The organism is Terriglobus sp. (assembly GCF_965201105.1).
Lineage (GTDB): Bacteria > Acidobacteriota > Terriglobia > Terriglobales > Acidobacteriaceae > Terriglobus.
Genome location: NZ_OZ241741.1, coordinates 2,329,797 through 2,348,024 on the forward strand (window position 1 = coordinate 2,329,797; position 18,228 = coordinate 2,348,024).

The following is an 18,228-nucleotide window of genomic DNA, read 5'->3' on the forward strand; positions in this document are numbered from 1 at the left end:
GCGTAGGTTATTGCCGGCTGGTGCGCTTTGGTTTCTGGCTACGCTTTCCCTTTGTGGGGGCATACGCGCCGTCGCTGCCCGGCTCTCTGTCTGTGGCGGGCTGACCGTTGCTGGACGGTCTGCCGTTGCGTCCCTGCGATGGAAAACGCTCGACAATGCCGTTATCCGCGTTCGCGGTTGCGGGCTCGTCAAGCCGCTGCTCGCGCGCGCCCCGGAAGGGATCGGACGGAAGCTGCGGCGCGGCGGGCGGAATGATGTTGGGCGCTTGTTGCTGCGCTGCCTGCTGCAATTGCTGTAACTGCTCCAGTGTTTCGATGGGCTGGCCGTTGGGCGCCAAGATCTGCATGCGGAACAGGTTGCGCAAGGTGTCCTGCTGAAAGCGGTTCATCATCGCTTCGAACATCTCAAAGCTCTCGCGCTTGTAGGCGACCAGCGGGTCCTGCTGGGCGTAGCCGCGCAGGCCGATGCCTTCCTTCAGGTGATCCATCTGCAGCAGGTGATCCTTCCACAGGCTGTCAAGGATGCTGAGCATGATGACGCGCTCGTGATAGCGGATCGCGTCCTGACCGAGGATCTGTTCCTTCACCTCAAAGCGCTCGCGCAGCTTGTCGAAGAGCGACTCGCCCAGCTCGTGGCGATTCAGTTCGCCGGCGTTCACCTCTTCCAGCGTGGAGCCGAAGACATCACCAAGCTTCTGGCGCATCTCGTCGATCTTCCACTGGTCCGGGTGGACGTTCGCGGGTGCGTCCGCGTCCAGAATGTTGCTCAGCTCGCTCGCAACATAGTCGTCGAGGATCATCGCCTTCTGATCGACACCTTCGAGCAGGCCGTGGCGCAAGCCGTACACGGCCTCGCGCTGCTTGTTCATCACGTCGTCGTATTCCAGCACGTGCTTGCGGCTTTCAAAGTTCTGCGTTTCGACGGCCTTTTGCGCGGCGGCGATGCGGTTGGTGATCATGCCGCTTTCGATGGGTACGCCCTCTTCCATGCCGAGGCGCTGCAGCAGCGTGCTGACCCACTCGCGCGCGAAGATGCGCATCAGGTCGTCTTCGAGTGACAGATAGAAGCGCGAAGCGCCTGGGTCGCCCTGGCGTCCAGCGCGGCCGCGAAGCTGGTTGTCTACGCGGCGGCTTTCGTGCCGTTCCGTGCCCAGAATGAACAGGCCACCTGCGTTGATGACGTCCTGCTGCTCGGCGCGGGTGGCGTCGTTGTACTTTTCGATCGCCGTTTCCCACTCCGCCAGGGTGAGCTCGTACTCCTGGTTCTGGTAGTAGAAGCGGTACATGCCGGGGCCGGCGACGGGCGAAATCTCACCCTCCAACGCTTCCAGCGCGCGGGCCTTGCCGCTCTTGACCAGCTCCTGCTTCGCCATAAAGTCGGCGTTGCCGCCCAAGAGGATGTCCGTGCCGCGGCCTGCCATGTTGGTCGCGATGGTGACCATGCCGAGCCGGCCTGCCTGTGCCACGATCTCCGCTTCGCGCTCGTGGAACTTGGCGTTCAGCACCACGTGCCGTACGCCTTTGCCCTTCAGAATTTCGCTGAGCAGCTCGGACTTTTCGATGGATGTGGTGCCCACCAGCACGGGCTGCTTCTGCGCATGCAGGCGCTCGATCTCATCTGCGACGGCGAAGTACTTTTCCTTGACCGTGCGAAACACCACGTCGGGATACTCGACGCGCTGCATCGGCCGGTTGGTCGGGATCACGGTGATGTCGAGCTTGTAGATGTTGTCGAACTCAGCGGCTTCCGTCTCGGCGGTGCCGGTCATGCCGCTCAGCTTCTTGTACATGCGGAAGTAGTTCTGGAACGTGATGGTCGCGAGGGTCTGATCTTCCTTGCGAATGGCAACGCCTTCCTTGGCTTCCACGGCCTGGTGCAGGCCATCGCTCCAGCGCCGGCCCGGCATCAGGCGGCCGGTGAACTCGTCCACGATGATGATCTCGCCGTCCTTGACCACGTACTCCACGTCGCGCTTGTAAAGCGAGTGCGCCTTGATGGCGACTTCAACGTGATGCTTCAGATCCCAGTTTTCCGGGTCGGCGATGTTGCCGATGCCTAGCAGGCCCTCAATTTTTTCCCAACCCTCATCGGTCACGGTGACGGCGCGCTGCTTTTCGTCGACGACGTAGTCGCCGGACCAGGTCTTCTCTTCCAGCGTTTCGTGCAGCTCACCCTCTTCCAGCTTGGGGATGATCACGTTGACGCGCTCGTACTTGTCAGTGGTCTGGTCGGTGGGTCCGCTGATGATGAGCGGCGTGCGGGCCTCGTCGATCAGAATCGAATCGACCTCGTCGACGATGGCGTGGTAATGGCCGCGCTGTACCAGCTCGCTCAGCTCGAACTTCATGTTGTCGCGCAGGTAGTCGAAACCGAACTCGTTATTCGTTCCGTAGGTGATGTCGGCGGCGTAGGCGGCCCGGCGCTCGCGATCGTCCAGGTTGTGCACGATCACGCCCACGGTCATGCCGAGGAATCCGTAGATCTTGCCCATCCACTCGGCGTCGCGCTTGGCCAAGTAGTCGTTCACCGTGATCACGTGAACACCGCGGCCGGCGAGCGCGTTCAGGTACGCGGGCAGTGTGGCGACGAGCGTCTTGCCCTCACCGGTGCGCATTTCAGAAATCTTGCCCTGGTGCAGCGCGGTGCCGCCGATCATCTGCACGTCGAAGTGCCGCATGTTCACGGCGCGCTTGCCGGCCTCGCGCACCACAGCGAAGGCCTCGGGCAGAAGCTCGTCGAGTGCGGCTTTTTCGGCGGCGTCGATCTCGTCCTTGTCCTCGATGCCGGCGATGCGCTCGGCGATGCGCTGCCGGAATTCGACCGTTTTCGCGCGCAGCTGCTCGTCAGAGAGCGCGGTCAGCGACGGTTCGAAGCCGTTGATCTGGTCGACCAGTGGCTGCATGCGCTTCACCGCGCGTTCATTGCTGGTGCCAAATACCTTGGCAAGTACGCTGTTAATCAAAGCTTTTCCCTGCTCCGGGGCCTACGCCCCATCGAAACATTTTGCCGCCCGCGGCTCGCCGGCAAAACGGCCCTGAGATGGCCAGAAGGCGGCGCTGGCGCGACACCTTAGTATATCGCGCTAAGGTTTGCGAAGGCGCAAATCTTCGCTACGCCCGCGGGTGCGTGTCGTCGTACACGCGCTGGATCTGGTTGGTCGTGAGCTGCGTGTAGCGTTGCGTGGTCGACAGCCGCTCGTGACCCAGCAGCTCTTGAATGGCGCGCAGGTCGGCGCCTTCCTCCAGCATGTGGGTGCCAAAGGCGTGGCGCAGGGTGTGCGGATGCACGTCGGCCGGCAGGCCGCGGCCGATTGCAATGGCTTTGACGATGCGGCCGACAGAGCGCGTGGTCAGCCGCGCTTCACCGCGTGCGGTGGCGTTGATCAGCAGCGGACCGTCGTGCACCAGCTTGCCTTTGCTCGCCTTTTGCAGCCGGTCAGCCCGCGCGGGCATGTACTCGCGAATGGCCAGGGCCGCAGCGTCGCCGAGCGGAACGTAACGCTCCTTGCGGCCTTTGCCGCGCACCAGGATCGCGTCGTTGGACCAGTGCACATCGCGAAGGTCGATGCCCACCAGCTCCGAGTTGCGGATGCCGCAGCCGTAGAGCAGCTCCCAGATGACGCGGTCGCGCTCCGGCCACCGTGCCACGGCCTCTTCGCCCTTTGCGGCAGGGCGCTCCATGCCGTCCAAGATGCGGTTCACGTCTTCACTGGACGGCACGCGCGGCAGGTGTTTCGGCAGCTTGGGCGTGCGCACCAGGCTGGCGGCGTTCTGCTGCACGATGCCCTGCTGCGCCATCCATTTGAACCAGGAACGGACCGCCGCCAAGGCGCGCGCGGCGGAGGCCTTGGTCAGGCCGCGATCGTACAGCACCGCAAGGTAGGCGCGAATGTGGGTGTGTTCGACCGCAGGCATGGCGACACCTTCGCCCAGCGATTCGCAGAGATACTCGGCAAAGCCGGTGACCTCGCGCGTGTAGGCGCGCACGGTGTGCTCGCTGGCGCCGCGTTCGTTCGTGAGCATGTGCAGAAAGCGGGCCGCTAGATCGCGCGGCTGACAACTCATGCCGCTTCCTCACGCGGGGGCAGCGCCCGCCGTTGTGACCGTGGGTGGTGCAGGCGATGCACCTCCTTCAACCGGCCCAGGGCGAGGTGGGTGTACACCTGCGTGGTCGCAATGTCCGCGTGGCCCAGCAGCGTTTGCACGGTGCGAAGGTCGGCGCCGTGCTCGACCATGTGCGTGGCGCAACTGTGTCGCAGCCTGTGCGGGCTTGCCGTTGCGTTGTGGCGCTTGACGATGCGCCACACCCATTGCGTGGTCAGCGGTTTGCCCGTGTGGGACAGGAACAAGGTGCGCTGCACGCCGCGGGAAACCAGCGCGACACGTCCACGCTCCAGGTAGGCGCGCACTGCGGTGACCGCCTTGGCGCCCAACGGCACGATGCGTTCCTTGTCACCCTTGCCGCGCACATGGGCACACCCCTGCTCCAATTGCAGGTCCTCCACGCGCAGGCCGACGATCTCGCCCACGCGCAGGCCGCCGGCATAGAGCACCTCCAGCAGCGCATGATCGCGCAGCAGTAACGCGTTCGCCTGTGGATGGTTCGCGTTCACCTCCGCCAAGCCGAGCATCGCCACCATGTCAGGCTCGCTCAGCGCCTTGGGCAGAACCTTCCACGTGGAAGGCGCCTGGATGTGCAGCGTCGGATCGTGCGCGATTCGCCGATCCAGCAGCGCCCATTTATACAGCCCACGCAGGCAGCTTAGCTTGCGAGCGATCGCCCGGTCGGTGCGGTCGTGCGTACGCAGGTGCTCCATCCAGCCCGAGACGTCCTCGTGCTGCGCTGTCAACAAAAGCCGGTTGCAGCCTTCCAGAAACTCAGTGAATTGCTCCAGGTCCTTCGCATAGCTCTGGCAGGTAAGCGGGCGTAAGCCGCGCTCCACCCGCAGGCAGGTCAGGTACTCGCGCACGATCTCGGCGTTCCCTGCCAACCGCTGGGCGGCGACCGGCCTTGAAGCTGACGCGCGCTTTCCTGGAGAACTCCGCATGGCATCCGATTATGTGGGTTTGCTGCCGCGGTGGTCAGCGCGGCGAACCAGAGTCGTTATGCTTTTAGTGCGGCCCCGGAATATGCAGAAGCAAGCCAGCAACGTCGATCGCCAACCGCGAATGCAGTCCGCCGCTGCCGATTTGCGTATCGCGGTTCTGAGTGACACGCACAGTCTGCTGCGCGAAAGCGTGTTGCCGCACCTGCGGGGTGTTGCGCACATCCTGCACGCGGGTGATGTGGGCGATGCCAGCATCCTCGACACACTGCGCGAGTTCGCGCCGGTCACAGCGATTCGCGGCAACATCGACCGTAGCGGGCCGTGCGCTCTGCTGCCAGAGACGGAGATGCTCATGGTGGGTGCGGTGACCATCTACATGATCCACAGCGTGGCCGACCTCGACATTGAGCCCGCCGCGGCCGGCGTGCAGATTGTGGTCAGCGGGCATTCGCATAAACCGGCGCTTGAAGAGCGCCGCGGGGTCACGTACCTGAACCCCGGCAGCGTCGGCCCGCGCCGGTTCAAGCTGCCGGTCAGCATGGCGATGCTGCGCGTTTCCGGCGAAAACTTCCGGGCGGAGTTCCTGACTCTTGAAGGCTAGCGAGAGCCGCTGCCGATTTTGACCGATCCAAGAATGCCGGCGAGGCGGGTTTGCACATCCTTCAACTGGTCCGGAGTCATGTCCATTGCGCCGCTCGTCTGGCTGCAGAAGGTGTTGATCACCAGGTCGAAACGCAGACAGGTACCGGCGCGCATGGCGGTGAAGGCTTCGTCGCGCGCTTCCGTGCAGACCGCACCGTGATTGTCGCGCCCGTGGTGAAAGTGGAGGCCGCTAATTTCCGTGTCGGGCAGCGGCTTCATGCCCCGGCTCGTCGTCTGTGCCGCGCACGTGGATGCGGTCGCTCGTGGAATGACCGAGTAATAAAACAGCGCGCCCGCGAACGTGGTGGGCGGCCAGGGGTTGAAGTTGATCTCCGCCACGCCGCGCACGTCGGAACGGGCTCGCGCAGTGCGCGTCTCGACGCCGAAGTTCGAGAGCAGGCCGTCCTTGCGCTCAAAATTCCAGCCCGCCGGAATGTGGAAGCTGACCTGGTAGCGCCGGTCGGTGAAATCGCGTGCCGCCGGTTTGGGATCATCCGGATCAGCCGGTTCGGTAAGCCCCTTCAAGCTGCGCGGCGGCATGCGCGGCTCCGTTGGTTTCGGCGGCTCCTGGGGTGCAGGGCTTGGGGGCGGTGCGCTTGTCTGCGAAAAGGCCGGGGCGGTCGTGCAAACAAGCAGCAGGGTAAGAGAACGCAGCACGGTCCAAGTCTATCGCCGTGGTGGGCCTGCTTTGGCTTTGGGCGCTTCTGAGATTTTTGCGGGGGACAGTGTCACCCTGAGCGAAGCGAAGGATCTGCTTTCCGCCCGGAGCTGCACCACAATTCAAGCAAGCGCACGATTCGGCTAACAATTTCGTTGGGAAAGCGCTCAACTGCGCATGCGCGGGTTGGCCCAGCGGTACGCTACATCGGTCAGCAGGTTGGCAAGCAGGTACGTGAGTCCGATGACGAGCGTGCATCCCTGCACCACGGCGTAGTCGCGATTACTAATGCTGGTGATGGTTAGTCTGCCCAGACCGGGCCAGCTGAAGATCGTCTCGGTCACAATCGCGCCCGCCAGCAGCGACCCGAACTGCAGCCCGACCACGGTCAGCACGGGCACCAGTGCGTTCCGCAGAGCGTGGTGGTACAGCACTTCGCGCTCGGGCAGGCCCTTGGCGCGGGCCGTGCGAATGTAGTCCTGCCCGAGCTCCTCAAGCATGCTGGTGCGCACCATGCGCGTCAGGATCGCGGCGAGCGAAAGGCCAAGCGTCAACGCCGGCAGGATCAGGTGCAGCAGTGTGTCCATGCCGAAGAGCGGACCGGCCCCGGCGCCTGAAACGGGCAGCCAGCCGAGGCGGATGGAGAAGAGAAGGATCAGGATCGGGCCCAGGGCAAAGTTCGGGAACGACAGGCCGAACAGTGAGACCACACCGATGGCGCGGTCCACACGGCCGCCGCGATAAAGCGCCGCCGCGACTCCCCCTGGTATGGACAGCAGCAGCGCCAGCGCCAACGCGCACACGCTGAGGAGCAGAGTGTACGGAAAGCGCTGCACAATCAGCCGCAGCACCGGATCATGCGTGCGCAAAGACGTTCCCAGGTCAGCATGCAGCAGTCCACGCAGATACCGGCCGTACTGCACCGGCAGCGATGCATCCAGGCCGTAGGCGTGACGCAGCGCGGACAGGTCCGTGCTGCTTGCGCCCTCGCCCAGCATCTGCGCCACGGGATCCCCGGGCACCAGGTGGATCAGCATGAAGACCAGCGTGACGATGAGCCACAGCACCGGCAGCGCCAGCAGAACCTGCCGCAGCACCGGCGGCAGCTTTGGCGAAAATCTCATGCGGAGTGGGTCTCGCGCACGAACTGCTGATCGAGCGGGTTCGCCAGTGTCTCGACTCGGACGCGGCTGACACGCCGGCCCACACGCTCCAGCACCGTGAAGCGCCGCAGGCCGAAGGTAAAACTTTCGCCCTTTTCAGGCAGGTGCCCAAGCTGTGCCAGCACAAATCCGGCCAGCGTTTCGATGCCGTTCTCGCGTGGGATCTTCCAGTGGAGTTGCGTGACCAGATCGCGCAGCGGCACGGTGCCGTCCATCTCCACGCTGCGGCGGCCCTCCACGGACGCCGCCAGGCCGCGGCCTTGCAGGTCGAATTCGTCGTCCAACTCGCCCACGATCTGCTCCAGCGCGTCCTCCGCGGTGACCAGGCCAACCGTGGAGCCAAACTCGTCCACGACGATGGCGATCTGCCGCCGGCGCTCCTGAAACTCCTGCAGCAACTCGCCGGTCGGCTTTGTTTCCGGCACCAGCAGCGCGTCCCGCATGACGGATCGCAGCGTGCCGGTGCCGGCATAGGCGGAGGGCAGTTGCTGGTTCCGCCGCAGATGCATCAGGCGCGAGATGTCCTTGGAGTACACGATGCCGAGGATGTGTTCCACGCCCAACGCCGGGTCGTACACCGGAATGCGCGAGTGCTGCTCCTCCACGATGCGTGCGGATGCGAGCTCGACCGGCATGTCCGATGGCAGGCAAAACATGCGGCCGCGCGGCGTCATGATCTCGCGCACGGTCACGTTGTCCAGGTCGATGGCGTGGTGGATCAACCGCTCTTGGAACTCGGGCAGTAAACCGCTCTCGCGTGTGGCGGAGGCGACCAGTTTGATCTCTTCCGGCGAGTGGACCTCTGTGGTTTCAGGCCTCAGCGACACGCGAAAGAGCCGCAGCACCAGAGCGGTAGACAGTTTCAGCAGGCGAACGGCGGGACGCACCAGCCGGATGAACACGTCCATCGGGCCGGCAATTGCCAGGGCGATGCGCTCGGCCTTCTGCAGCGAAAGCGATTTCGGCACCTGCTCGCCGAGCACGACCTCAAGGAAGGTAATGATGGTGAAAGCCAGCGCCGTCGCGATGCCGTGTGAGAGCGGACCGGCGTGCGCCTGCAGCCATTGCCCGTGCGCCAGCAGATGCCGGCGCTCCAGTACCACCTGCAGCAGTTCCGCCAAACCCTGCTCGCCCAGCCAGCCGAGTGCCAGCGAGCAAAGCGTAACGCCCAGCTGGTTCGCCGCCAGAAAGTCGTCGATTTCCCGCTTCAGCCGCAGCGCCGCCGCGGCGCCTGCGCGGTTGTAGGCCAGCATCTGCTCCAGCCGCGTTTCGCGCACGCTGACCACGGCGAACTCGGCGGCCACGAAGAAGGCATTCGCCAGGATCAACACCGCGATTGTGAACAGGCGAAACAGCGCCCAATCGAGCATGCAACAAGTTTACCGAGTCGCGGCGGGCCAGGAAGAGTGCCAACCAGCAACAGAAAGGCCCGGCTTGCCGGCCGGGCCTCGCTTACTTCACAATCGCGCTTCACTACCGGACGGTAGAGCGGCAGCGACCTGCTTATACCGTAACTTCGCTCAGCACCTTGCTCACGGACTTGTCGATCGTGTCCTTGGGCACAAAGCCCACGATCTGATCGGCTAGCTTGCCGTCCTTGAAGAGCAACAGCGCTGGGATACCCCGAATGCCGTAGCGGCCGGGCGTGGCGTTGTTGCGATCCACGTCCATTTTCATGACTTTCAGCTTGCCCTGGTACTCGCTGGCAACCTGGTCCACCACCGGGGCAAGGGCGCGGCACGGTCCGCACCATGCGGCCCAGAAGTCCACCAGAACCGGCTGCTCACTTTTAAGCACGGCCTGCTCGAAATCCGCATCGTTCACTTCGCTGACGAACTGTCCCGCCATGTTTCTGCCTCCCGCCAGTCTGAATCGGCTGACCACAAGAATAGATGCATTTCGTGTGCAAACGGTCGCGCGGCTCTGGGCTTGCGACAATACCGCTATGCCGCAAACGCCTGTTCCCCCGCAAAATGCACAACTTAGCTCCCAGGGTCTGGGCACGCCGGAGTTCCTGGCCGCCGTGCGCGCCGCCGCCCCGCGCATCGCCGTCTTCGATTACGACGGCACGCTTTGGCCAGGCGACGCCGGCAAGGGATTCATGGATTGGTCGATCGAAACGGGACTGCTTCCGCCGGACCGCGCGACGGCGCTGGAGGCGCGTCACACCGCCTACCGGGAAGGAGATGTCGACGAAATCACCATCTGCGGAGAGATGGTGCAGATTTATCGCGGCATGGGTGAACGCGCCATCCGTGATGCGGCCGACCGCTACTTTCGCGAACACGTCGAGGCACACCTGTTCCCCACCATGATCAGCCTGGTCCGGGAGCTACAGGCTGCCGGCGTGGAAATCTGGGCGGTCAGTTCGACCAACAACTGGGTCATTGAGGCCGGCGTGCACGAGCTTGGTATCGTGCCGGACCGGGTGCTTGCCGCCTGCATTGGCAGCGAAGACGGTGTGCTGACCGACCGCCTTGTCGACGTACCCAGCGACCACAGGAAAGCCGAGGCGCTGCAACGCGCAGGCGTGATCCCGGACGCCGTCTTCGGCAACAGCATCCATGATCTCGCGATGCTGGAGTTGGCCCGTCATGCCTTCGCCATCAACCCGAACGAGGACCTGCTGCCGGTGGCGATGGAGCGGGGCTGGCCTGTGTACTTTCCGAGTTCCAATCGATAGAAGCGCTCGAATGCCATCCCAACGCAGCACGCTCCGGCCAATTTGCGTCTAACCTGCTAGGAACAGGGGAGTTCCGCCCGTGAAGAACGGCATCCGCAGACTCGGCAGCAACGGGAACCGCCAGCCTCCGCACAGCGGGACACGCCCGCGTACGTTGCGCCTGGTTTCTGCCGCGCTCATTCTGCGCGAACACGGTGGAAGGCGTGAGGTGCTGATCTGCCAGCGCAAAGCCGACCAGCCAATGGCGCTGAAATGGGAGTTCCCCGGCGGCAAAATCGAACCCGGCGAGTCGGCGGAGGAAGCCCTGCGCCGCGAGCTGAACGAAGAGCTGGGCATTACCGCTGAGATCGCCGAACCGGTCACGCAGGTGCGCCACAATTACCGCAACGGCGGTGCCGTGGACCTGCAGTTTTTTGCGGTGCGCAGCTTTCAGGGCGAGATCGACAACCGCATCTTTCAGGAGGTGCGCTGGTCCGACTTCCCCGCCCTGCCGGGGTTTGATTTTCTCGCGGCTGACATCGGCCTGGTGCGCGATCTGGCGGAGGGCCGAATCGCGCTTGGGGACGGGCACAGGGACTCGACACAGCACGCCGCCTGAGCTGGCGCTGCTTGTCAGGCCTGCGGCGGGCGGGTCAGGCCTGCGGCGGACCGCTGAGGTCCAGGTCTTCGGCCACGCGCTCGCGACCGCGCTGCAGCAGCACCTGCACCCGGCCTTCGGCGGCGTCCAGGTCTGCCTTGCACTGCTGGCTCAGGCCGGTGCCCTGCTCGAAAAGCTGCAACGATTCCTCCAGCCCAAGCTCGCCGCGCTCCAGCCGCTCCACGATCGATTCCAGCTGCTTCAGGTTTTCCTCAAACGTGTTCGCCAATGCGTTCCTCCCGCGCCCCCACTCCGACTTGCGGCAGGACCTCTGCCATGACCTCTGCCGCCAGTTCGTAACGGCCAAACGGTGCGCTGACCTGCACCCCCTGCACGCTGCCACGTGCCTCGCGCAGCATCTCCTGTGCGATGCGTACGCCCTCTTCGCGCGAGCCCTCGGGCGTGCTTTGCCGGCCCATGCGGTCGACGATCTCGTCGGGCATGCGGACCTTCAGATCGTTGCGCATAAACAGCGCATTTTTTACGCTGGTCAGCGGCCAGATGCCCGCCACGACGGGAATGCGGAATGGCTCAATCCGCCGCAGAAAGATCTCCAGCAACTCCAAATCGAACACGGGCTGGGTGATGGCAAATTCCGCTCCGGCCTCCACCTTGGCGGCAAAGCGGCGAACCTCCGCGTCCAGGTCGGGCACACCCGGGTTCGCGGCGCAGGCCAGCACAAAGCCAGGCGACTGGCCGATGGGTTGCCGGCCCAGGTCCAGACCGTGATTCAGGTCGCGCACGATGCGCGTCAGGCCAACCGCGTCCACATCAAACACCGCCGTCGCGTCGGGGTAACTGCCCATTTTGGGCGGGTCGCCGGTCAGGCACAGGATATTGCGAAGGCCCAGCGATGCCGCCCCGAGCAGGTCGCTCTGAATGCCCAGCAGATTGCGGTCGCGGCAGGTGAAGTGCAGGACCGTTTCAACGCCGCCGCCGGGGCCGAGGTCCCGCTCAATCTGCACGCACAGGCTGCCCGCGCTCATGCGGGCGCTGGCACGCGGCGAATCCGGAACGTTGATCGCGTGAACACCCAGATCGCGCAATCGCCGAGCGCCGGCCAGTTCGCGGCTGCAATCGAAGCCGCGCGGCGGCACAATCTCAACCATGGCGACGAACTCGCCGCTGGTAATGCGAGCACCCAGGCGGGAACGCTCCGCCAGCGGCGGTGGTTCCACGCTCGGCACGGCTGCGGTGGTGGACGCGCTCTGCAGCCCCTCGGCCTGCGCCTGCACAGCACGCAGCGAAGAACGCATCGCCTTAATGTGCGCCGGGGTCGTGCCGCAGCAGCCGCCAATCAGCACCGCTCCCAGGCGCGACGCTTTTCGTGCAAAGCTGCCCAGGTACTCCGGCGAGCTCAGGTAAATGCTGCGGCCGTCCACGCAGTTTGGAACACCGGCGTTCGGCATCGCGGCCAGCGGCAACCTGGTCGCGGCATGCATGCGCTCAATGGTCTGCAGCACCAGGTTCGGACCGTCGCTGCAGTTGCAGCCGACCACATCGGCACCTGCGCCTTCCAGCGCGGTCACCGCCTGCTCCGGCGTGGTGCCGTCGGCCATGCTGCCGCTGTCGTTCACCGTGATCATCGCCACAACGGGCAGCCCTGGAGCGGCAGACCTTGCGGCGCGCACGGCCGCCAGCGTCTCGTCCAGGCCCGTCGCGGTTTCAATGATGAACAGGTCCACACCCGCCGCGGCCAGCGCCGTGGTTTGCTCGACGTAGATCGCCTGAATGTCTGCGACAGCAATCGAATCGCGCGGCGCGCCGATCGGGCCGATCGATCCTGCCACCAGAGCGTCGTGTGCGTGCTTTTCACGGACTCCGTCCGCGGCGGCCCGCGCCAGTTGAACTCCGGCCGCATTGATCTCCGCAACCTTGCCCTGCAGGTCAAAGCGCTTCAGCCGCGCCGCGTTCGCGCCGAAGGTGTTGGTCTCAATCACCTCGGCGCCGGCAAGCAGGTATTCCTCATGCAGCTCACGGACCAACTGCGGCTCAGACAGGTTCAGCTCGTCATAGCAACGGTTGATGAAGATGCCACGGGTGTAGAACATCGTGCCCATGGCGCCGTCGGCCAGCAGCGGACGGCCCATGGCCAGGCGGGCCAGAAACCCGGGCCGTTCTTGTTTGTCTTGCTGTAACGGAAGCTGTGAACTCATGCGGAAAGGGCCAAGGCCGGCGTTCGGGCCTGCACCTAAGAATACCCGGATACCTTTTCCCCTTCTCCCCGTCGCCGAACGCTGCCCTGCCCGGGCCCGGCCCGTCTAAACCCCATCCGGGCCGGAGAAGTGGAGCTGCTTGGTATACTTTTGCCATCTGCGAGCCGCTTACTCCGCGCTGCATTGAGGTCTGTTCTGTTGAAAAAGTTTGCGTCTGCGCGGTGGCTTGCCGCCCTTTTGGTGCTCGCCGCCACCGCCCTGATTACCGGCTGCGGCAATCGGCCGTACCACACTACCGAATACCAATACGCCGGGCGGCCAACACCCCCATCCAAGCTGACCAACCGCGTTCTGGTGGTCTACGGCAACAGCGGCGCTTTGACCAGCGGCGGCGCGCAAATTTTGGACGCCAGCCGCGACATCCGGTTCAACGTGTACCAGCCCAACAGCACCTTCCCGGTCCGGGGGTTCAGCACCAGCGGTCTGCCGCTGCAGCTGTTCAACTACCCGGAGCAAACGCTCGGCATCGTGTTCGCGCAGGACAACAGCGTCGGCAGTATCGATTACGGTACGGAAGCGTTCACCAGCGCCACGCTGGCCTCCAGCGTGTTTGCCTCGACGCCCACGTCGCTGTTTGTCCCCTCAGACCGCACGTTTGCGTATGCGGCTGAGGAGGTCTCAGGCCTGTTCCTGGTCGACGATCTCGCCGCTGGCGTGCAGTACAACTTTTCGCTGCCGGGCGCGTACCGCCTGGCGGTGAATCCGGCGCACACGGTGGTGCTCATCATGACGCGTAACACGAACAACGTATACCGGTTGCTGCGGTTGAACACGGCCCAAACGCCGCCAGCCGGCGCGATCGATTGTCAGCCGTTGAATCAGCCGGTCTACTGCGTTCTGCCCGTCGGCTCCACGCAGCCGAACGGATCTGTGTCCGAGCCGGCGTTCCACCGCCCGCAGTACGCATACTTCTCGCCGGACGGATCGCAGACCTACATCCTGAGTTGCGGCCGCGAGTGCGGCGGCACCGGCGCCGACGCCCAGCCCGCGATCAGCTACGCCAACACGGCAAGCCTGCGCACCGACGCATACCCAACCAGCAGCACCTACACCACGCCGGTGGTCAAGACGATTCCTTTGCCGGGTGCGACCGCGGCCATCTCGGATGGGAATACGGTCTACGTCGCCGGGCAGCAGCTACTGAGCGACGGATACTTTGCGGGCGTTCTGTCGGTGATCCCGAACAGCGCCTCTGCGCCGAGTGCGACGGTGAGCATCAGCGACGGCATTCACACCAGGATGCTTTTCGCGGATGACAATACGCTTTGGATCGGTTCGCAGAACTGTTCCAGCGGCGAGCGGCAGGCGAAGGGACAGAACTATAACTGCCTGACCCGGTACGTCACAACCTCGAACACGGCCAGCATCGTGCCCAACGTGACTCCTGGCAGCAACAGCAAGGTTCCCAACCCCAACGAGAACCTGGATCCGTACTATTACGGCAGTCTGACCGGCATCTGCTGGGTTGAGGGCTTGCACAAGGTCTACACCGCGTACGGCGGCCAGATTCACGCCTTCCACACGGCCGATGGATCCGAGCTGGATAACACCAACATCACCGTCCAGGGCACCGCGATCGATGTGGGCTACATGGATGCCACGTCGAACGTGACGAACTAACGAGAACAGATTGCACCTGGAGGGCCCGGCATAAGCCGGGCCTTTCTGTTTGCGGCTGGATCTTTCAGGTCATGCCAGCGCACTTTGTCCGCACTGCCTGCTCTATCTGAGCGGGCAGCGCGTGCCCCAGTGCATACACGGGCTTGTTGTGCAGCAGCGCAGCGGAAACACCGGGCCACGCTTCGGGGCGCGGCAGCCTGCCGTCCGCTGTCAGCACTATGTCGGCACGGTCCAGGTAGCGGAGTGCGCTCGGTTTGAAATCGACCACGGCTTCGTCCAGAACTGCCAGGTAAAGGTCCGGTTTCAGAAAACGAAGCACGCTGTTGGATTCAAAGAGCATGTTTGTAGCGGACGCGAGTTCGCGTCGGATGCGGGGCATTGCCTCGGCAAGCTGCCCCTGCCGGGTGCGGACCCAAAGCACGCGTTCCGAACCTGCGGCCAGCATGCGTGAGGTGTCAGTGCCGCGGTCGCGGCTGCGCTCCTCAGAGATCGCCACGGTGTGGTCGCCCGTGTCGCAGTCGCAGGGTTCGCCGTTCGCGGAGCAGACACCGTGGCCGAACTGTGTAATTTTCATCGCCGTCCAGCGAAGGTCCGCCGTGGCCCGCAGGATCTGCTCCACGACTGTAGTCTTGCCGATGTTGCGGGTATGGCCACCGACCACCACGATACCCACGTCAGGCGCCCCGCCGCAGCCGGGCCAGGTCGCGCAGGTACTGCCTGAGCGGCTGCGCCGGGCGGCCCCAGAAGACCTGGCCAGCACCGAAGAGCTTTTTGCCGCTAAGTACGCCGGCGCCGCCACCCAGGATGACGCCCGGCCCCACCGTGGCGTGCTCGCCGATGCCGACCTGGCCGCCCAGAATGGCACCGTCCTGGACGACGGTGGAGCCGCTGATGCCGGTTTGTGCGGCCAGGATGACGTTGCGGCCAATGCGGCAGTTGTGGCCGATGTGCACCAGGTTGTCGATCTTGGTGCCGGCGCCAATGCGGGTTTCGCCAAGCGCGCCACGGTCGATCGTCGTGTTGGCGCCAATCTCCACGTCGTCTTCGATCACCAGCGTGCCCTGTTGTGGGAAGAGGACGTATTCGCCTGAGGGCCGGCGCGCGTAGCCGAAACCGTAGGAACCGAGCACCGCACCGGCCTGCACGACGACGCGCTCGCCTAACGTAATGCCCTGTTCCAGCACCACGCGCGCGCCCAGGCGCGACCCCGCCCCCACGTGGACGCCAGGATAGATGACCGTGCCGGGACCAACTTCCACATTCCGGGCGAGTTGCGCGCCGGGATAAATTACAGCGGATGGGTGAATCCCCTGCGACGCCGGCGCTGCAAGCTGGCGGGCCAGCAGCGAAAAGGCAAGCCGGGGATCGCGCACGCGAACGATCCGCACGTCCGAAGTGTCGTGCGTAAGCGCTAACGGAGCCAGAATCAGGCCGGCACGGCTTGCGGCCGCCTTCGCCAGGGTTGCAGCGTCGGTGACAAAGACCGCGGTGTCCGGCGCTGCGTCCTCAAGACCGCTCACGCGAAGCCACGTTAGCGCTAACGTGGACGCGTGCGCCTCAGAAAACTCATGTCCCGCGTCGGCAATCCACTCGGCGATCTGTTCAAGGGTCGGCATGCTAGTAAATTTTAGGCGCGCCGGGTGGACGCGTCTTCCAACGGCGGTGCAGCCACAGCCACTGGTCGGGGTACTGGCGGATGTATTCCTCGGTGACGCGGGCGAACAGCGCGGTGTTTGCCACCGCGTCGGCTTCGGTATCGCCGGTCTGCGTTAGCGCTAACGGAGCGCCAAAACGGAGCACATAGCGACCCTCATCCCCGTGCCAGAACAAAAATCCGGGGAGCACCGCCGCGCCGGTTCTCTGTGCGACCCGGGCAGCGCCGGAGGCGGTGCAGGCGACTTCCCCGAAGAACGGCACAAAGACGCCCTGAGGCGGGGTCATATTCGTGTCCATCAGGATCCCCACCGCCTGGCCCCGGTGCATGGCGCGCAGCAGGCCCCGCGCAAAGTCGTCTTTGTGCAGCACGAAATTGCCGTGCATGCAGCGGACGCGGTTGACGTAGGCATCGACCAGCGGGTTATCAAGACGCCGGATCACCATGCCCATAGGCCGGCCAAGCAACGAGTGGACAAAGCTGGAAAGTTCCCACGCGCCCAGGTGGCCGGTGAGGACCAGAACACCGCGGCCACGCTGGATGGCAGCGTCGTAGTGGTCCAGACCCTCGTAGCGGATGAGCGTTTCGCGCACGAACTGCGGATCATAGCCTGGCATGTGGGCGAACTCTGCCATGAGCCAGCCCAGGTTTCGATACATGCGCCGCAGCAGAAGATCTGCTTCCGCTTCCGTCATCTTCGGAAAGGCGATCTGGAGATTGCGCAGACCGGAACGGCGCAGGCCTCGCAGGCGGCCGCCAGCTGCCTGTGCAATGGCAGCGCCCAGGCGGCGTGCGGCTTGTCTTGGAAGCGCCGCCAGAATGCCCAGCAGAACGCGCAGGGTGGCGTACTCCAGCTTCTGGGTAAGAGTTGGGCTAGCGGTTGGGGTCGCAGTTGCCAATTGAGTCAGTGTAGCGAACAGCCGAAAGCCCGCCATACGGCGGGCTTTCGCATTGTGTGTTCGCGCTTACTTAGTGGCTATGAAATACCTGGCCACGGTACGAACAAAAGACTTCGCATCGGCCGGAGTCGGGGTTCCACCAGTGAGAACCGTTTTGAACGGGATGGAAGATCCGTAGTAATCGCGCATCGCATCCTGATCGTCGTCGAGCACGGTGCCGTCAAGATCGATACCGGCGAAGAGCCCCTTCGACCGCGACCAGGTGAGAAACTCAGCATTCAGCTTCCAATCGGTTCCCGCCTGGGCATTGCGACCCACGGGGCCGGCGGAAGCGGCAGCATCGCCGCCAATTTTGAACTTGTTTTTCAGCATGTGCTGCAAGCCGCCCTGGTTTGTGGCGACCATCACCAGATCCGTCGATTGCCCACCGATCTGGAAACCGAAGCTGCCGCCAGTCAGCATGACGAAAACCGGCGCACTCCAGCCCTTAGGAGTGCGGCAGGTCGCGACGCCCTTTCCGTATTGTGCTCCAACCAGAAAGGCACCCTTCTTGTAGGCCGGGATCACAACGACGCACTGCGCCTGCGACAGGATCTGGTTCGGGATCGCCTTGTCGGGCGTCGCCATAATCTCATCCAGCACATTTTTTGAGTTGGTCATGCGCTCGTCGAGCTTTGCCTTGTCTTCCGCGCGCACCTGGGACACGGCCCCAAGCGTCATCAGACCGACACACATCCAGGTTGCAAACTGCTTCATTGTTCCTCCGAGTGCCTCGGCCTGTTCCGCCGTACACTTTCGTTCTGATGGGCCGAAATGCGACAAAGTTGGTTGGATGAACAAAACTCTGGTTCGAACAAACAAAAAAATGGGGCTGAAGCGTCCGGATGATCCGGTGCGCCGCAGCCCCTCTTCTCCCAGGTCTGTGTTACGTAGACCTAGGATGCAGCAGTCGCCGACAGGCGACAAGTTACGGACGACAGCAGGATTTAGTAATCAAGGCTATTTACTG

17 protein-coding genes are annotated in these 18,228 nt (G+C 64.0%); 4 read left to right on the forward strand and 13 right to left on the reverse strand.

Features of this window, described 5'->3' with window-relative positions; genetic code table 11:
- Positions 1-7 precede the first annotated feature (7 nt).
- The 3 genes from secA to ACOFKT_RS10145 form a co-directional block, all read right to left on the reverse strand.
- Positions 8-2,962 carry a preprotein translocase subunit SecA gene (gene secA / locus ACOFKT_RS10135; protein WP_419803875.1) on the reverse strand — a complete coding sequence of 985 codons (2,955 nt, stop codon included), beginning with the start codon at positions 2,960-2,962 and terminating at the stop codon, positions 8-10.
- A gap of 148 nt (positions 2,963-3,110) precedes the next feature.
- Complete coding sequence (locus ACOFKT_RS10140; RefSeq protein ID WP_419803876.1) at positions 3,111-4,064, reverse strand: tyrosine-type recombinase/integrase; 954 nt, start codon at positions 4,062-4,064, stop codon at positions 3,111-3,113.
- Complete coding sequence (locus ACOFKT_RS10145) at positions 4,061-4,990, reverse strand: tyrosine recombinase (protein ID WP_419803877.1); 930 nt, start codon at positions 4,988-4,990, stop codon at positions 4,061-4,063. The genes ACOFKT_RS10140 and ACOFKT_RS10145 overlap by 4 nt, the downstream gene beginning before the upstream one ends.
- A 139-nt stretch (positions 4,991-5,129) precedes the next feature.
- On the opposite strand from ACOFKT_RS10145, the gene ACOFKT_RS10150 reads away from it, so the two are divergent.
- Positions 5,130-5,648, forward strand: coding sequence for a metallophosphoesterase family protein (locus ACOFKT_RS10150; protein ID WP_419803878.1), 519 nt, complete (start codon positions 5,130-5,132; stop codon positions 5,646-5,648).
- Here ACOFKT_RS10150 and ACOFKT_RS10155 read toward each other — a convergent pair.
- The 4 genes from ACOFKT_RS10155 to trxA form a co-directional block, all read right to left on the reverse strand.
- Positions 5,645-6,229, reverse strand: a complete 585-nt coding sequence (locus tag ACOFKT_RS10155; RefSeq protein WP_419803879.1) for a hypothetical protein — start codon at positions 6,227-6,229, stop codon at positions 5,645-5,647. The two genes, ACOFKT_RS10150 and ACOFKT_RS10155, sit on opposite strands and share 4 nt — an antisense overlap.
- 285 nt (positions 6,230-6,514) lie before the next feature.
- Positions 6,515-7,471, reverse strand: coding sequence for an ABC transporter permease (locus tag ACOFKT_RS10160; RefSeq protein ID WP_419803880.1), 957 nt, complete (start codon positions 7,469-7,471; stop codon positions 6,515-6,517).
- Complete coding sequence (locus ACOFKT_RS10165; protein WP_419803881.1) at positions 7,468-8,880, reverse strand: hemolysin family protein; 1,413 nt, start codon at positions 8,878-8,880, stop codon at positions 7,468-7,470. The genes ACOFKT_RS10160 and ACOFKT_RS10165 overlap by 4 nt, the downstream gene beginning before the upstream one ends.
- A 133-nt stretch (positions 8,881-9,013) precedes the next feature.
- Positions 9,014-9,358 (reverse strand): thioredoxin, encoded by a 345-nt coding sequence (gene trxA, locus ACOFKT_RS10170; protein WP_419803882.1) that lies wholly within the window; start codon positions 9,356-9,358, stop codon positions 9,014-9,016.
- Positions 9,359-9,455: 97 nt separating this feature from the next.
- On the opposite strand from trxA, the gene ACOFKT_RS10175 reads away from it, so the two are divergent.
- Together ACOFKT_RS10175 and ACOFKT_RS10180 are read left to right on the forward strand one after the other, a co-directional pair.
- On the forward strand, positions 9,456-10,193 hold the full coding sequence (locus ACOFKT_RS10175; protein WP_419803883.1) for an HAD family hydrolase: 738 nt from the start codon (positions 9,456-9,458) through the stop codon (positions 10,191-10,193).
- A 79-nt stretch (positions 10,194-10,272) separates the two neighbouring features.
- Positions 10,273-10,791, forward strand: a complete 519-nt coding sequence (locus tag ACOFKT_RS10180; protein WP_419803884.1) for a (deoxy)nucleoside triphosphate pyrophosphohydrolase — start codon at positions 10,273-10,275, stop codon at positions 10,789-10,791.
- Positions 10,792-10,825: 34 nt separating this feature from the next.
- Here ACOFKT_RS10180 and xseB read toward each other — a convergent pair whose 3' ends face one another.
- Positions 10,826-11,059 (reverse strand): exodeoxyribonuclease VII small subunit, encoded by a 234-nt coding sequence (gene xseB / locus ACOFKT_RS10185; RefSeq protein WP_419803885.1) that lies wholly within the window; start codon positions 11,057-11,059, stop codon positions 10,826-10,828.
- A complete protein-coding gene (locus ACOFKT_RS10190; RefSeq protein WP_419803886.1) occupies positions 11,043-12,986 on the reverse strand; it encodes a bifunctional homocysteine S-methyltransferase/methylenetetrahydrofolate reductase in 1,944 nt (647 codons plus the stop codon). The genes xseB and ACOFKT_RS10190 overlap by 17 nt, the downstream gene beginning before the upstream one ends.
- A gap of 198 nt (positions 12,987-13,184) precedes the next feature.
- On the opposite strand from ACOFKT_RS10190, the gene ACOFKT_RS10195 reads away from it, so the two are divergent.
- A complete protein-coding gene (locus tag ACOFKT_RS10195; RefSeq protein ID WP_419803887.1) occupies positions 13,185-14,666 on the forward strand; it encodes a hypothetical protein in 1,482 nt (493 codons plus the stop codon).
- 64 nt (positions 14,667-14,730) lie between these two features.
- Here the strand turns inward: ACOFKT_RS10195 and ACOFKT_RS10200 are convergent, their stop codons facing one another.
- The 4 genes from ACOFKT_RS10200 to ACOFKT_RS10215 all read right to left on the reverse strand — a co-directional run bounded on the left by ACOFKT_RS10200 (position 14,731) and on the right by ACOFKT_RS10215 (position 17,975).
- Positions 14,731-15,339, reverse strand: a complete 609-nt coding sequence (locus ACOFKT_RS10200) for a hypothetical protein (RefSeq protein WP_419803888.1) — start codon at positions 15,337-15,339, stop codon at positions 14,731-14,733.
- A gap of 1 nt (position 15,340) precedes the next feature.
- Positions 15,341-16,282 carry a UDP-3-O-(3-hydroxymyristoyl)glucosamine N-acyltransferase gene (locus ACOFKT_RS10205; RefSeq protein WP_419803889.1) on the reverse strand — a complete coding sequence of 314 codons (942 nt, stop codon included), beginning with the start codon at positions 16,280-16,282 and terminating at the stop codon, positions 15,341-15,343.
- Position 16,283: 1 nt separating this feature from the next.
- Positions 16,284-17,219, reverse strand: coding sequence for a lysophospholipid acyltransferase family protein (locus tag ACOFKT_RS10210; protein ID WP_419803890.1), 936 nt, complete (start codon positions 17,217-17,219; stop codon positions 16,284-16,286).
- A 66-nt stretch (positions 17,220-17,285) separates the two neighbouring features.
- Positions 17,286-17,975 carry a lipid-binding SYLF domain-containing protein gene (locus ACOFKT_RS10215; protein WP_419803891.1) on the reverse strand — a complete coding sequence of 230 codons (690 nt, stop codon included), beginning with the start codon at positions 17,973-17,975 and terminating at the stop codon, positions 17,286-17,288.
- Between the last annotated feature and the right edge of the window lie 253 nt (positions 17,976-18,228).